Source organism: Lysobacter sp. Root494 (genome assembly GCF_001427225.1).
In the GTDB taxonomy this organism is placed as follows: Bacteria; Pseudomonadota; Gammaproteobacteria; order Xanthomonadales; family Xanthomonadaceae; genus Agrilutibacter.
In genome coordinates, this window is the sequence record NZ_LMFH01000009.1 from 169016 (window position 1) to 184219 (window position 15204).

Here is a 15204-nt window from a genome sequence, read left to right on the forward strand (position 1 = left end):
GAGTCCAGTCGACTGGTTTCGGAGACCCGCGATTCCGTCCCGAGTCCAGTGACTGGTACGGCATCCGTTTTTTCGCGCCACTCCCGCCTTCGCAGGAATGACGAGCGGGGACAGCCACCCAGCAATTGCGCATAGGTCCGCCGCAGGCAACAGGCAGAATGTGCCCGGGGCTTTTCAGGGGAAGGAAATGAAGATTCGCCGCTGCGCCGTGCTGTTCCTGGAACCGCGCGAGGAGGTCGGCTTCGACCTGCAGGAGCTGTTGAATGGCGGCGACGGCCTGCGCCGCGAGCGCCGCTGGGTCGCGCTCGCGCCGCATCTGGGCGAAGAGGTCGAGGTCGATGCCGATGAGCGCGAACTGCTCGGCGTGCTCAGTCCCAGCCAGTGGATCGATGCGAGCACGCTGGCCGCGCCTCCGCCGGCCGCGCTGCAACGCCTGCTCGGCGAAGGCCTGCTGATCGGCGACGACAAGCGCCACGCCGCGCACCGCGCATGCGATGAGGCCTTGCGCGCCGCCTACTGGCATCCGCTGGCCGCGACACTGCACGCCTTCACCCGCTGGAGCGGTGTCGACGCGGTGCAGAACATGAAGGACAGCGGCACCGAAACCGCGGTGCAAATGCGCGAGGTGCTCGGCGCGCCGCCCGTGGAAGCCGCCCGGCGCGTCGATGCGCCTTCGCAGCTCAAATTGCCGCGCATCGCGGCTACCGGTTTCGACCAACTGCTCGCGCGCCGCGTCACCTGCCGCAACTTCGATCCCGCGCGCGCGCTGCCATTCGAACTGTTCGCGCAGGTGATGCAACGCGTGTTCGCCGCGCAGGCTGAAGTGCGCGTCAGCGAAGACACCGTCTTCCTCAAGAAGAACGTGCCCTCTGGCGGCGGCCTGCATCCGATCGAGTGCTACCTCATCGTGCAGAACGTCGAGGATGTCGCGCCCGGCCTGTATCACTATCAAGCGGTCGAGCATGCGTTGGAGCCGTTGCCGTTGCCGGAGTCGTTGCGCGGCATGACCCTTGCAGCTGTGGCTAGCGGCGCTTCCGAAGTGGCGGGAGAGAGGGAGTTGGCCAGTGCGGATGCACCGGGCGCGGCCGAAACCATGGCTGTCGGAACGGGCAACGCCGTCGCTGCTACGGCAGCCGAACCGGCTGCTGTCGTTGCAGATGCAGCGAATGACGCACATAAGGCCGCAGTGGTCGTAATGGCTGGAGCGGACGGGCGGAACGCATCCGAAGCGGAGGCGTTCGCAGGCGAGGGGAGCGCACCGGCTCCGGATCGATCAGCCGGGCCTTCCACGGAGGGCGGACGGCGCGGCGACGTCACCGCGTCACCTGACCACGCGGCACCGATCGCCGCGTCCGCCCTCCGCCAATTCATACAGGACATGGTCGCCCAGCAGCACTGGTTCGCCGACGCCCACGTCGTGGTCGTCCTTGCCCCCCGCTTCGACCGCACCTTCTGGAAATACCGCCAGCACGCCAAGGGCTACCGCGTCGTCGCCCTCGAAGCCGGCCACCTCTCCCAGACCCTCTACCTCGCCGCCACCGACGCCGGCCTCGGCGCCTTCATCACCGGCGCGATCAACGAGAAGGAACTGGAGCGGGCGTTCGGGCTGGATCACGTGAACCAGGGTGCACTCGCGATCTGTGGCTTCGGCTGGCGCGGCGAGGCGATGGTGACTGCCGAACTGGATCCGAGGGCGGAGGTGTGGCGCGCCGGCTGATCAACGGTTTATCGGAGCCCTTCCGTTCGTCTTTGACGATCACGCGACATGGATCGTTGGGTAGCGTTAGTCGACCCGGAGCCTGCAAAAGGCAGCTGGCTGACCGGGAACGAGACGAGCCACAGGCACAGGACAACCCACTCGAAGCGCAGTAGCCTCAATGCCTCAGTCACTCGGGGCCATTGATTGCCATGCGTTTGAACTACCAAATTATTCTTCTGAATCTCGCACTGCTCCTGCCGCTCGTCGCCAGTGCGAACGGGATCCCTGCCGACCTGAACGAGCTGCGTAATGAGCAGGCCCGCATCAGGGCAGGGGTGGAGGCCCACAATTCGGGCGCTTATAAGGAGTTGCCCGCTTCCGCGCGGAGTGAACTGCTGCAAAAGCAGGACGCGATGCTGGCCGTGCTCGAGGGCAAAACGGCGATACACGAGCTGACGCTGGAACAGCAGAGCCAGGTATCGGCGACGCTTGCGTGGATTGACCAGAGGCTCAAGGAAGCCAGCGACGAGCGCATGGTGTGTGAACGTCGGGCTATTCTGGGAAGCAATCGCAAGGAAAGGGTATGCATGACGGCTGCCCAGATGCAGGCGCAGCGCGATGCGGCTCGTGAGCAGATGGATCGGCGGGGTGTCTGCGACGACTGCCGGGGAAACTGAGTCTCCGAGGTAAGAAAACGGGCGCCCACGGCGCCCGTTTTTCATTGGCAACCAGACTTGAGGCGGTCGTAGCCGAGGCGTAGTGTCGGCGTGTCGACGGGCTTTGCCGACCTTGTCGGTTCGTGGCCGTTCGATCCCAGGAATGAGTCGACGTTGCCGGAGAGGTGGGAAATGAATTACGGAGGTGGACCCATGAAAGCGATCATGTGTCTCGTGTTGACGGTCGCGAGCATGACGGCTGCGGCGGCTGACCAGCCCGCGCCCGACCAGGACTCGCTTCAGGTGTTGATCGCGCAGCAGCAGGTGTTGCGGACCGACCTGCAGGACGGCGGTATCGAAGGGTTGAGCGCGCGCCAGAACAAGCTGGTCGGCAAGGCACAAGACGAGTTCTTCGCCGTCACGGAGGGCAAGACGAAGCTCGACGACCTGTCCATCGGCGAGAAGATCCGCATGGAGAATGCGCTTGAGCGCATCAACGCCGAGGTGAAGAACACCCGGGTGGCCGGCGATGACCAGAACGTGTGCTGGCGCGAGCGTGTCAGTGGCTCGACCCGGAAGATGACGCGCTGCGGCACCAAGGCGGAGATGCGCGAAGCCCGCGAAGGTGCGCGCGACTACATGGAGAAACCAAAGGTCTGCGTTCCTCCTGGCTGCGGCGGCTCTCTCTAGCGTCCCGAAGCTTGCATGCCCGGCTTCTGTTCACCAGCCGCCGGGCCGTTGTTGATGCGATAGCCGAGGGCCTCTGCAAGATGGCCGGTTTGTATGTCGGGGTGACCTTCGAGGTCCGCGATCGTACGAGCCACCCGCATGATGCGGTGGATGGAACGGGCGGTCAGCTGTAACCCGTTGACGGCGCGCTCCAACAAGCGCTGATCCGCTGGAGCCAGCCGGCAATGCGCAAGGGTGGCGGATTGGTCAAGCCTTGCATTTACGGTCCCCGCACGCGTCAGCTGCACTTCCCGCGCCCGTTCCACGCGGGCGCGAATGTCCATACTGGGCTCGCCCGAGGGGGCGTCGGGCCGGAGGACGGCAGGCGGCAAGCGCGGCACCTCGACATGCAGGTCAATCCGATCCAGCAACGGCCCTGATATGCGTGCGTGGTAACGGCGCACCGATTCCGGACTGCAGCGACAACGCCCGCCAGGGTCGCCCGCCCAGCCGCATGGGCACGGATTCATCGCTGCGATCAGCTGGAATCGCGCCGGAAATTCATCCTGTCGCGCGGCGCGGGAAATGGTGACAACGCCCGACTCCAGTGGTTCGCGCAGGACTTCGAGCGCACGCCGGTCCCACTCGGGCAACTCGTCCAGAAACAATACGCCGTGGTGCGCCAGCGAAATCTCTCCTGGCCGCGGGTCGCCGCCGCCACCGGCCAGCGCAACTGCGCTTGCTGTGTGGTGTGGCGCGCGGAATGGTCGTTCGCGCCAGCGCGTGGGATCCAGCCCGCGGCCACTGACCGACGCAATCGCGGCAGCTTCGAGCGCTTCGTCCTCGCTGGCTTCCGGCAAGAGGCCAGGCAGGCGCGAGGCCAGCAAGGTCTTGCCACATCCCGGCGGGCCCACCAGAAGAAGATGATGTCCACCGGCGGCGGAAATCTCGAGGGCGCGCCGTGCGCGTGCCTGTCCACGCACGTCAGCCATGTCGGCGGTAGTGGCGCGCCGCGTTGGTAATGGCTGCGCGCACGGCAACTGTTTGCGCGAGTGGAGCATCGCGCACACTTCGAGCAAGGTACGGGCCGTGCGCACCTCGACCTGCGAGGCCAACGAAGCCTCGGCGCCATTGCCTTCCGGAACGATCAGCTTCCGACCCGCCTGCGCCACGCCAAGCGCAGCGGGCAATACGCCGTCCACTGCGCGCAGTTCACCGGTCAGGCCAAGCTCGCCGAGAAATTCGTATTCGTGGAGGGCTTCGAGTGGAATCTGTCCGCTTGCCGCAAGGATGCCCAGGGCGATCGGCAGGTCGAAGCGGCCGCCGCCTTTCGGAAGATCCGCCGGCGCGAGATTGACGGTGATTACGCGCGCCGGAAATTCGTACTGCGCGCAGCTGATCGCGGCGCGCACGCGGTCCTTGGCTTCGCGCACGGCGGCTTCGGGTAATCCGACCAGCGAAAATCGCGGCAATCCACCGGACAGATGCACTTCGACGCGGACCGCGGGGGCACGGACGCCCGTTCGTGCACGGCTGTGCACGAGTGCCAGGTTCATGGCGGCGGCTCAGTGGTGCGGTGGTTGCGACGTGCCGTGGCCGAGCTGGGCTTCCAGTTCGGCCACCGTGCGTTGCAGTTCTTCGAGCTTCTCGCGCGTGCGCAGGAGGACCGCGCGCTGGACGTCGAACTCCTCGCGCGTCACCAGGTCGAGCCGGGCCAGACCCGTCTGCAACACCGCCTTGAAGTTCTGCTGCAGTTCGTCGCGGCCCTCGCGCAGGCCGGGTGGCACCAGTGCGCTGAGGCGGCGGGCGAGGTCGTCAAGATGGTTGAGGTCGATCATGGGATTGGGCTCCTCCGGCGTTGGACCCAGCTTGGGACCGGGGCCGAAGCGGCGCAGTCAGGCGATGTCGCGTGGTGGAATAGGAAAAAACCGAAAGCGCCGCCATTGTAGGGCGGGCTCAAGCCCGCCGCTTCACGCCATTCGAACGACGCGACCGTGCACCACCGCTCGCCGCGCATCGCAGCGCGCCTTATCCTCCTGCGCAGCGGGCCCGCGGCCCTGGGAGACATGCGATGAAGATGGTCATGGCGGTGATCAAGCCTTTCAAGCTCGACGATGTCCGCGAAGCGCTGGCCGAAGCCGGCGTCGCCGGCATCACCGCCACCGAGGTCAAGGGCTTCGGCCGGCAGAAGGGCCACACCGAGCTTTATCGCGGCGCGGAATACGTCGTCGACTTCCTGCCCAAGATCAAGCTCGAAGTCGCGGTCACCGACGAACAGGCCGACACCGTCGTGGAAGCGATCATGAAGGCCGCGGGCACCGGCAAGATCGGCGACGGCAAGATCTTCGTGTGGGACCTCGATCGCGTGGTGCGCATCCGCACCGGCGAGATGGACGGCGACGCGCTGTAACGCCCGTCGTGGCACGGCGCTCCGTTCGTCATCCCTTTCCGGGCGCAGAACGGCCGTCAATCCCGAGCCCGGTTGCGCCGGGTTCGCGCGCATGGCCGGCGTGACGTACCAAGTCCCCGGCTGCGAAAGGCTTCACTGCGCCGCGGAAGCCACGGCAGCCGTATGACGCGCGTCCACGGAGGTCAGCCGGATCGCCAGCGGGTCGTCCAGCTCAATGGCGACGCGGTTCCGGCCCGCATCCTTCGCCCGGTACAGCGCCGCATCCGCGCGGTCGATCACGTCGTGCAGTCCGTCGTCCTGCGGCCGCAGCATTGCCAGTCCGAGGCTGATGGTGACGTCGAGGTCCTCGGCGATATCGCCGAGATCGAGCCGGTGCACGCTGTCGCGCAGCCGTTCGGCCACCAGCAGCGCGGCGTCGGATGGCGTGTTGGGCAGCAGCACAACGAACTCCTCGCCGCCGACGCGACCGAGCAGGTCGTTCTGGCGCAGCACCGCTTCGCAGGCGCGCGCGACCCGCACCAACACCTGGTCGCCGCTGGCGTGGCCGTGCCCGTCATTTATGCGCTTGAACGAATCGAGATCGAAGGTGAGCACGGCTAGTGGTTCGCCGGTGGTGCGTGACCGCTCCACGGCCTGCTCCGCGGCGACTTCGACGTGGCGGCGATTGGCGACGCCGGTCAGTGCGTCGGTCAGTGCGAGCCGGTTGATGCGGCGCATGCTGCGCAGCTGGCGCAGGAACAGCACGCCGAGCAGCAATAGCAACAAGCCGGAACTGATCAGCGCAGCGACCTGCCAGCGATTGGCGCGTTCCACCACCTTCAGCCGTTGCTTCTGGCTGCGCTGCCCGGCTTGCAACTGTGCGTTTTCCAGATCACGGCGCGCGGTATCGAACTGGTATTGCAGCAACAACGACTGCTGCGTGCGCGCGTCGTCGTTGAGCTTGCGGCGGCCGGTGCGTTCGAGCTTGAGGTCATCCATCGCCGCGCGGTAATCGCCGAGCGCTTCGTGGCTCAGGGCGCGCGCGGCGTAGAGATCGACCTGGTAACGCAGGTTCGGGTCGGCGTCGAATTCGCGCGTGGCGCGATCGTAGTGCTCGAGCGCGAGCACGTCGTCGCCACGGCCGGCGAGCACCATGCCTTCGAGCAGCTGCAGCATGGCCTCGTTGGATTTGTCGCCCAGTCTTTCGAAGCCGATGCGGGCCGTGGCCAGTGCGGTTTCGGCGCCGCTGAAATCGCCCTTCTTCACCAGCGAGGAGGCCATCGCCAGGTGCGCGGCGGCCACGTCGTATTCGAGCCCGTGCCCGGCGGCGACCTGGATCGCGCGACGCTGCACGGCCAGCGCCTCGTCATGGCGGCCCAGGTCCTCGTGCAGGAAGGCGGTCTGCAGCAACGCCACCGACAGCAGGCCGGGATCGCCCTGCCGCTCGGCGAAGGCGACGCCCTGGCGCAGGTACTCCAGCGCCTTGTCGTGGTCACCCATGCGCCGGTAGGCGGCCGCGATGTCGCCGAGGCCGGCTTCGGCCTCGTTGCGCAGCCCGGCGGCGTTGTAGACGCGCTGCGCCTCGAGGAAGTCGGTCAGTGCCGCCGCCTGTTCGCCCAGCAGCGAGCGCAGGCTGCCGCGATGGATCAGCGCCTGCGCGAGCAGGCGCGGGTCGCCGTGCTTGCGGGCCAGCGCCAATGCGGTGGCGACGGACGCCGCCGATTGCGAAGTCTGTCCGGACCCGTCGATGTAGTTGGCCTCGCACAGGCCAAAGCGCACCTGGCTGCCGATGTCGCCGAGCCGCTGCGCATCGGCCATGCCAGCGCGGGCGAAAGCTAATCCGGACGCCGGCTGGCCGAGGTCGTCGTAGTCGCAGCGGAAGCCGCGCAGACGCAGTTCGCGCTTCGCGTCATGCACCGGGCGCAGTCCATCGAGCACCTTCACGGCATCGCGGATCTGCTGCGGACTGGACACGATGAGGTCGCCGCGCTCGATCTGCTCGATCAGGCGGTCGAACTGGCCGGCATCAGGGGTGGAACCGAAGCGGGTGAGGTCCGGCGGAGGTGGAGAAACGCCGGTCTGCGCCAGCGCGTCGGCAGCGACGCACCAGCCCGAGCAGGCCAGCAGGACGGTGAACCCCAACGCGCGCAAGACATCCCCCCGGATCCGGCGCAGAGACGGGTCCATCCACCCGGATTCCCGCCGTGGGCGCACCGTAACACAGGCGGCTCCCGGAGCCGGGACACGCGGCGCTGTTCCGGCGCCGTCCGTCCGCGGGTGGCGTGTCTTACTCGCCCAGCGCGGCGGCGACGAAGGGTGGGGAAACCAGTGCGCCCTTGTGGATGTCGGCGCTGTAGTACTTCGCGTCGAAGAGCTTGGCGCGGGCGTCGGCGTCGCGGAACTCGAAACCGCCGGACTTCTTCGCCAGCGTCGCGCTCCACCAGCCGGTCGGATAGCACGGCTGCGGGAAGGGCAGGGTCTTGAACGAGGCGAAGCCAGCCTTGCCCATCTCGCCGCGCATTTCCTTGATGAGATCCAGCAGCACCAGCGGCGACTCGGACTGCTGCACGAGGATGCCGTCGTCCTTCAGCGCGCGGAAGCAGGATTCGTAGAAGGACTTGTTGAACAGGCCCTCGGCCGGGCCGACCGGATCGGTGGAATCGACGATCACGATGTCGACGCTGCCCGGCGCGCAGTTGGCCATGTACGCGATGCCGTCATCGAACAGCAGTTCCGCGCGCGGATCATTGTTGGATTCGCACAGCTCGGGAAACCACTTCTCCGCCATGCGCGTGACCTGTTCGTCGATGTCGCACTGCACGGCCTTTTCGACGCCGGGATGCTTGAGCACCTCGCGCAGCGTGCCGCAGTCGCCGCCGCCGATGATCACCACGTTCTTCGGCGCAGCATGGGTGAACAGCGCCGGATGCGACATCATCTCGTGGTAGAGGAAGTTGTCGCGCGTGGTCAGCATCATCGCGCCGTCGATGAGCATCAGGTTGCCCCAGTCGGTGCTCTCGTAGATCTCGATGAACTGGAAGGGCGACTGCACCTCGTCCAGCTTCTTCGTGATCCGGTAGCCGATGGCCGAGCCGGCGCGCTCGAAGTTCTCGTAGTGCCAGGTGGTGTCGGTCATCGGCGTGTTTCCGCGAAGCTGTGTGGGGCGCGGATTGTAGCGAATGGCGCATTACCGCCGTGGCCGTATCTGCAAGCCCCTGCAGGCCGGCCACCGCAACGGCGCCTTGCCAACCCAAGCCCTACAATGCGCGCCTGTTTGCCCCCGATCCTCCCCTGTTTGCCGCTGAAGGAAGCACGCCGATGACCGCCTGGTCGCTCGACCACGCCCGCAAGACCTATTCGATTCCGCACTGGTCGGAGGGTTATTTCGATGTCGACGCGGCCGGCCGCATCACCGTGGCGCCGCGCGGTCCGCAGGGACCGGCGATCGCGCTGCCGGACGTGGTCGACCAGGCCAAGGCACAGGGTGCGAAGCTGCCGTTGCTGGTGCGCTTCCCCGACATCCTCGGCGACCGCCTGCGCAAGCTGCAGGGTGCGTTCGCGCAGGCGATGGGCGAATGGGATTACGCCGGCGGCTACACCGCGGTGTATCCGATCAAGGTCAACCAGCACGCCGGTGTCGCCGGCACGCTCGCTTCGCACCACGGCGATGGCTTCGGCCTCGAAGCCGGAAGCAAGCCGGAACTGATGGCGGTGCTGGCATTGTCGCGCCCGGGTGGCGTGATCGTGTGCAACGGCTACAAGGACCGCGAATACATCCGCCTCGCGCTGATCGGCCGCAAGCTCGGGCTCGAAACCTTCATCGTGATCGAGAAGCCTTCGGAGCTGCCGCTGGTCATCGAAGAGGCGCGCGCGCTAGGCGTGAAGCCGGGCCTCGGCGTGCGCATGCGCCTGGCTTCGCTGGGTGCCGGCAAGTGGCAGAACAGCGGCGGCGACAAGGCCAAGTTCGGGCTCTCGCCGCGCCAGGTGCTCGATCTGTGGAAAGAACTGCGTGACAGCGGGCTGGAAGACAGTCTGCAGTTGCTGCATTTCCACATGGGTTCGCAGATTTCCAACGTCCGCGACATCGCCAACGGCATGCGCGAGGCGACGCGCTACTTCGTCGAACTCTCCGTGCTCGGCGCGAAGGTGCGCTACATGGACGTTGGCGGCGGCCTCGGCATCGACTACGAAGGCACGCGTTCGCGCAGCTACTGCTCGATCAATTACGGCGTGAGCCAGTACGCATCGAGCATCGTGCAACCGCTCGCCGAGGCATGCGAGGAATACGCGCTGCCGCCGCCACGCATCATCACCGAGTGCGGCCGCGCGATGACCGCGCACCACGCGGTGCTGGTCGCGAACGTGAGCGAAGTCGAGCAGGCGCCGGAAGGCCGCGTGCCCGACGAGCACGACGACGAACCCGCGGTGATCCGCCACCTGCGCGAGATCCACGCCGAACTCGACAAGCGCCCGGCGATAGAGCTGTTCCACGAGGCCCAGCACCACCACAGCGAAGGCCTGTCGCTGTACGCGCTCGGCCAGATCGACCTGACCCACCGCGCGCGCATCGACGACCTGTTCTACGCGATCGCACATGCGGTGCGCGCGCGTCTGAGCTACGACGAGAAGAGCCACCGCGACCTGCTCGACGAACTCAACGATCGCCTGGTCGACAAGTACTTCGTCAACTTCAGCGTGTTCGAATCGATGCCCGACGTGTGGGCGATCGACCAGGTGTTCCCGATCGCGCCGATCGAGCGCCTGGACGAAGCGCCGACGCGCCGCGGCGTGATCGCCGACATGACCTGCGATTCGGACGGCATGATCGACACGTATGTGGAAACCGAAGGCCTCGACAGCTCGCTGCCGCTGCACGAGATGAAGCACGGCGAGTCGTACCGGCTCGGTTTCTTCCTCGTCGGCGCGTATCAGGAAATCCTCGGCGACATCCACAACCTGTTCGGCGACACCGACGCGGTCGAGGTCCATCTCGACGGCAACGGCGGCTATGCGATGAGCCAGCAACGCCGCGGCGACACCGCCGACGTGATGCTCGATTACGTGGGCTACAACCTGTCGGACCTGCGCAAGGCGTATGCCGGCAAGGTTGACGCGGCGCACCTGGCGGCGGATGAAGCCGACAAGCTGAAGGCCGCGCTGGAAGCGGGACTTACTGCGTACACCTATCTGAGCGACGAGCCGCTGGCGTAGCGCCGCCTCAACCGGCTTTTTTTGCTTCTTTGCTTATTTGCTTCTTTGCTTCTTTGCTTTCTGCCCTTCCTGTCCTTGCATCCGCTTTGCTCGTCATTCCCGCGAAGGCGGGAATCCAGTAACTTTGCTTTGCCTTGGCCGCCACGGAGCGAAAGTCACTGGATTCCCGCCTTCGCGGGAATGACGAGCAACAGCAGCAAGGCAATTCCCCTTTTGCGGGATGACGAAGTCAGCCTTCGCGCGCGACCTGGAATCCCGCGAACGACTGGCTCACCGGCATCATCTCCAGCCGGTTGACGTTGAGGTGCGGCGGCAACGTCGCGATCCAGAAGATCGTTTCGGCGATGTCCTGCGCGGTCATCGGATTCGCACCCTTGTACAGCGCGTCCGACGCGGTCTGGTCGCCATGCGTGCGCACCAGGGTGAATTCGGTTTCGGCCATGCCCGGCTCCAGCGTGGTCACGCGCACGCCGGTGCCGTGCAGATCGCTGCGCAACCCGAGCGAGAACTGGCTGACGAAGGCCTTGGTGCCGCCGTACACGTTGCCGCCGGTGTAGGGATAGCTGGCCGCGGTGGAACTGATGTTGATGATCGCGCCCCGGCGTTCGATCAGGGTCGGCAACATCCGCCGCGTCAGCGTGACCAGCGCGGTGATGTTGGTGTCGATCATGCGCTGCCAGTCGTCAAGACGCGCGTTCTGCGCGGGCTGCGTGCCCTGCGCGAGGCCCGCGTTGTTGACCAGCAGATCGACGCCGCGGAAGGCTTCGGGCAGCGCATCCATGGCTGCGTTCATCGCGTTCGCATCGCGGATGTCGAACACCGCGGCATGCACGCGATCCGCACCGAGTTCGTCCACCAGCGCCTGTAATCGGTCCGCGCGGCGGCCGGTCGCGATCACGTGCCATTCCGCGGCAACGAAGCGGCGTGCCGTGGCGGCGCCGAAACCCGATGTGGCGCCGGTGATCAGGGCGGTGCGTTGCATGTCAGTTCTCCTTGGCCGACTCGCGTGATCGATCGCGCATTACCTCACCCGAACCGCCATCGCCTGCAATCCGCCAGCGGACAATTTGCGCTTGGCCTCGGCGAGGTCGGTGGCGGTGCCGTACGGGCCCATGCGGACGCGGTAGACGGTCTTACCGCTGATCTGCGCCGATTCGACGCGGGCGCCGAGGCCGAGCAGGGCGATCTTCGCCTTCAGCTCTTCGGCCTGGCCCGAAGCCTGGAAGGCGCCGGCCTGGAGCAGGTAGCGGGTGTTGTCGTCGATGGCGGGCGTCGCCGTGGTCGTCGAAGCCTTGGTGTTCGTTGCCGTCGGCTTGCTGATTGACGCCGTCGTTGCGGCAGGCTTCGCGATATCGGTCGTCGCCGTCGCGGCCGGCTTCATGGTTACGCCGTCATCGACCGGCCTGGGCAGCGGCACCGGTGAAGTCGCGGCTTCGGCATCATCGGACTGCGCGCTGGCCTGCTGCCTCTGCCGCGCGGCTTCGCGCTGCGCCTCGGCGCGCTCGGTGGCGGCAATCTCGGCGTCACTCAGCGGGACTTCCTTGCCCGGAAGCAGGGTGTAGAAGTCGTACTCCTCGCGATTCTTGCCGGCGTCCCTGGACTTGGCGGTCTTCGGCGCGGGCACGTCGCCTTCCGGCGCGACCGCGTCCTCCTCCTCGGCGACTGGAACCGGCTGCGCATCGGGATTGGGTTGCGGACGGAAGAAACCGTCACCGTCGGACTTCAGGTATTTGGGCGCGACGATCACGACCACGATCGTCAGCAGGATGCCGAGCACCATCCAGGCCCAGCCGGGAATGCCATTGCCGTTGCCGCCACTGCGTCGCGCCTGCGACTTGCCACGCTTTGCTGCCACTTCGTTCTGCCTCGGGCGATGACGCCCCCTGATCTGTTACGTCGAATGCGTCCGAAGACGCGCCTGCATCAGCCCAACATGCCGCGCCAGTCAGGACGCGGCACTCACATCAACATGAATCACATCATTTCCGGTGCGCTGACGCCCAACAGTTCCAGCCCGTTCGCCAGCACCTGCCGCGTCGCCAGCGCGAGCACCAGGCGGGCGTCGCGCAGGTTGGGGTCGTCGACGAGGAACTGGTGGTCGTTGTAATACGTCTGGAACGTCTGCGCGAGTTCGAGCAGGTAGACGGCGATCTGGTGCGGCTCCAGGTCGCGCCCGGCGGTCTCGACCACATCGGGATAGCGCAGCAGCGTCGTCACCAGTTCGCGTGCGCTGTCGTCCTCGAGGTCGAGCGGCTGCGCCAGCCCGTTGCCGGCGTCGAACGACAGGCCGCGCTCCTTCAGCTGGCGCGTCAGCCCGTGCATGCGCGCGTGCGAAACCTGCACGTAGTACACCGGGTTGTCCATCGACTGGCTGCGCGCGAGGTCGATGTCGAAGGTCAGCTGCGAATCCGGTTTGCGCGCGATCAGGAACCAGCGCACCGCATCGCGGCCGGCTTCGTCGATCAGGTCGCGCAGGGTCAGGTAACTGCCGGCGCGCTTGGACAGCTTCACTTCCTCGCCGCCGCGCATGACCGTGACCATCTGGTGCAGCACGTATTCGGGATAACCCTCGGGAATGCCGCAATCCAGCGCCTGCAGGCCGGCCTTCACGCGCATCAGCGAGCCGTGGTGGTCGGCGCCAAGTTCGGTGATCGCGCGCTCGTAGCCGCGCTGCCACTTCGACAGGTGGTAGGCGACGTCCGGCACGAAGTAGGTGTAGGTGCCGTCGGACTTGCGCATCACGCGGTCCTTGTCGTCACCGAAATCGGTGGTGCGCAGCCACAGCGCGCCGCCTTCTTCGTACGTATGGCCGTGGGCGATGAGCTCGCGCACGGTCTCTTCCACCTTGTCGCTGGTGTAAAGCGAGGATTCGAGGAAGTACGTGTCGAACGAGACGCCGTACGCCGCGAGATCGAGGTTCTGTTCGCGGCGCAGGTAGGCGACGGCGAACTGGCGGATCGCATCGAGATCGTTCGGATCCTTCGCACCGACGACGGTGTGGCCTTCGACTTCGACGCTGTCGCCGCGCAGGTAGGCATTGGCAACGTCGATGATGTAGTCGCCGCGGTAGCCGTCTTCCGGCCAGCCCGCGTCGTCCGGCCCCTTGCCCTGCGCGCGCGCCTGCACCGAGACGGCGAGGTTGTTGATCTGCGCGCCGGCGTCGTTGTAGTAGAACTCGCGCTTCACGTTCCAGCCATTGGCGTCGAGCGCGCGCGCGATGCAGTCGCCGATCACCGCGGCGCGGCCGTGGCCGACGTGGAGCGGGCCGGTGGGATTGGCCGAGACGTATTCCACGCCCGCGGTGTGGCCCTTGCCGGATTCGTTGCGACCGTACTTCGCGGCTTGCGCCAGCACTTCGCCGACCTGCGCGCGCCAGGCGGCCTCGTTGATGAAGAAGTTGATGAAGCCGGGGCCGGCGATCTCGACCTTCGCGACGACGGCGTTCGCGGGCAGCGCGTCGACCAGCGCCTGCGCGATCGCGCGCGGGTTCGACCTGGTCCCGCCCTGACTGGCGAGTTTCGCCAGCAACATCGCGGCATTGCTGGAGAAGTCGCCCTGGGCGCGCGTCTTGGGGCGCTCGATGACGAAGTCGGGCATGGCCAGGTCGGCGGGAAGCGTACCGGCGGTGCGCAGGGAGTCGATGGCCTGCGCGACGAGCGCGCGGAGGGTGGATTTCACGGGATTTTTCAGCGATGCAGCGGGTCGCGCATTGTACGCGAGCCCTGCCGCGACCCAGCGGGAGTTACACCCAGCCGCGCGCCGCGAGCGACACCGGCGGGCCGTCGGCGATGACGAAGTGGTCGAGCAGGCGCAGGTCGACCAGCGCGAGTGCCTGCTTCAGCCGTGCGGTGACGGCGCGATCGGCGGCGGAGGGTTCCGGGTTACCGCTGGGATGGTTGTGCGCCACGATCACTGCCGCGGCGTTGTGGCCGAGCGCGCGGCGCACGACCTCGCGAGGGTGCACTTCGGCGCCATCGAGCGTGCCCTGGAACAGCTCCTCGAACGCGATCACCCGATGCCGTGTGTCGAGGAACAGCGCCGCGAACACTTCGTGCGGCAGTCCGCGCAGGCGCTGGGCGAAGTAGCGGCCCGCGGCCTGCGGGTCGCCCAGCGCTTCGCCGCGTTCGAGTTGCGCGTGCAGCATCCGTTGGCCGAGTTCCAGCGCGGCGGTTAGCGCGCAGGCGCGGGCGGGGCCCAGGCCACGCAGTTTCCGCAGTTCCTTCGGCGACCGTTGCAGCAGGGCGCGCAGGCCGCCTTCGGCCGCGAGCAGTTCGCGCGCCGTGGCGACCGCATCGCGGCCACGCAGGCCGGAGCCGAGGAAGATCGCCAGCAGTTCCGCGTCCGACAGCGCGCCGGGGCCACGGCCGAGCAGCTTCTCGCGGGGACGTTCGTCGACGGGCCAGTCGCGGATGTGCATGTCGCTCGTGGAAGAGGGAAGGGGTTCCCGGACGCGACGGCGGAATAGGGAATGCCTGCGAACCTGGAACAGGCAGCCTGGAGGTTGACCGCCGCATCCGGGATGGACGCAGCTTGCCGTGCTCGCCACGCCACGCCGATCAGGCGCACGCGTGCCTTCGGGT

13 protein-coding genes are annotated in these 15204 nt (G+C 66.8%); 5 read left to right on the plus strand and 8 right to left on the minus strand.

Annotation, left to right across the window (positions count from 1 at the left end):
- Window positions 1-187: 187 nt before the first annotated feature.
- The 3 genes from ASD14_RS15170 to ASD14_RS15180 all read left to right on the plus strand — a co-directional run bounded on the left by ASD14_RS15170 (window position 188) and on the right by ASD14_RS15180 (window position 3045).
- Entirely contained in the window at window positions 188-1717 is a 1530-nt protein-coding gene (locus tag ASD14_RS15170; protein WP_056135796.1) for a putative peptide maturation dehydrogenase, read from the plus strand.
- A 191-nt stretch (window positions 1718-1908) separates the two neighbouring features.
- On the plus strand, window positions 1909-2376 hold the full coding sequence (locus ASD14_RS15175) for a hypothetical protein (protein WP_056135800.1): 468 nt from the start codon (window positions 1909-1911) through the stop codon (window positions 2374-2376).
- 192 nt (window positions 2377-2568) lie between these two features.
- The gene (locus ASD14_RS15180; protein WP_056135803.1) at window positions 2569-3045 is read left to right on the plus strand and encodes a hypothetical protein; all 477 of its coding nucleotides are present in this window, start codon (window positions 2569-2571) and stop codon (window positions 3043-3045) included.
- On the opposite strand, the gene ASD14_RS15185 is transcribed toward ASD14_RS15180, so the two are convergent.
- Window positions 3042-4580: a YifB family Mg chelatase-like AAA ATPase gene (locus tag ASD14_RS15185; protein WP_056135805.1), complete on the minus strand. Its 1539-nt coding sequence runs from the start codon at window positions 4578-4580 to the stop codon at window positions 3042-3044. The two genes, ASD14_RS15180 and ASD14_RS15185, sit on opposite strands and share 4 nt — an antisense overlap.
- A gap of 9 nt (window positions 4581-4589) precedes the next feature.
- A complete protein-coding gene (locus ASD14_RS15190) occupies window positions 4590-4862 on the minus strand; it encodes an accessory factor UbiK family protein (protein ID WP_056135808.1) in 273 nt (90 codons plus the stop codon).
- Window positions 4863-5095: 233 nt separating this feature from the next.
- On the opposite strand from ASD14_RS15190, the gene ASD14_RS15195 reads away from it, so the two are divergent.
- Complete coding sequence (locus ASD14_RS15195) at window positions 5096-5434, plus strand: P-II family nitrogen regulator (RefSeq protein WP_056135810.1); 339 nt, start codon at window positions 5096-5098, stop codon at window positions 5432-5434.
- A gap of 132 nt (window positions 5435-5566) precedes the next feature.
- Here the strand turns inward: ASD14_RS15195 and ASD14_RS15200 are convergent, their stop codons facing one another.
- Window positions 5567-7600, minus strand: coding sequence for a diguanylate cyclase (locus tag ASD14_RS15200; protein WP_082539037.1), 2034 nt, complete (start codon window positions 7598-7600; stop codon window positions 5567-5569).
- Between the two features lie 100 nt (window positions 7601-7700).
- Window positions 7701-8549: a polyamine aminopropyltransferase gene (gene speE / locus ASD14_RS15205; RefSeq protein ID WP_056135816.1), complete on the minus strand. Its 849-nt coding sequence runs from the start codon at window positions 8547-8549 to the stop codon at window positions 7701-7703.
- A gap of 182 nt (window positions 8550-8731) precedes the next feature.
- Here speE and speA point away from each other — a divergent pair, with 182 nt between their 5' ends.
- Window positions 8732-10624, plus strand: a complete 1893-nt coding sequence (gene speA / locus ASD14_RS15210; protein WP_056135821.1) for an arginine decarboxylase — start codon at window positions 8732-8734, stop codon at window positions 10622-10624.
- A 229-nt stretch (window positions 10625-10853) separates the two neighbouring features.
- On the opposite strand, the gene ASD14_RS15215 is transcribed toward speA, so the two are convergent.
- From ASD14_RS15215 to radC, 4 genes are all read right to left on the minus strand, one after another.
- A complete protein-coding gene (locus tag ASD14_RS15215) occupies window positions 10854-11606 on the minus strand; it encodes an SDR family NAD(P)-dependent oxidoreductase (RefSeq protein ID WP_056135824.1) in 753 nt (250 codons plus the stop codon).
- A 39-nt stretch (window positions 11607-11645) separates the two neighbouring features.
- Window positions 11646-12479: an SPOR domain-containing protein gene (locus tag ASD14_RS15220; RefSeq protein ID WP_056135827.1), complete on the minus strand. Its 834-nt coding sequence runs from the start codon at window positions 12477-12479 to the stop codon at window positions 11646-11648.
- 119 nt (window positions 12480-12598) lie between these two features.
- Window positions 12599-14302, minus strand: coding sequence for an arginine--tRNA ligase (gene argS, locus ASD14_RS15225; protein WP_056135829.1), 1704 nt, complete (start codon window positions 14300-14302; stop codon window positions 12599-12601).
- A 64-nt stretch (window positions 14303-14366) separates the two neighbouring features.
- Entirely contained in the window at window positions 14367-15041 is a 675-nt protein-coding gene (gene radC, locus ASD14_RS15230) for a DNA repair protein RadC (RefSeq protein ID WP_056135832.1), read from the minus strand.
- Window positions 15042-15204 lie beyond the last annotated feature (163 nt).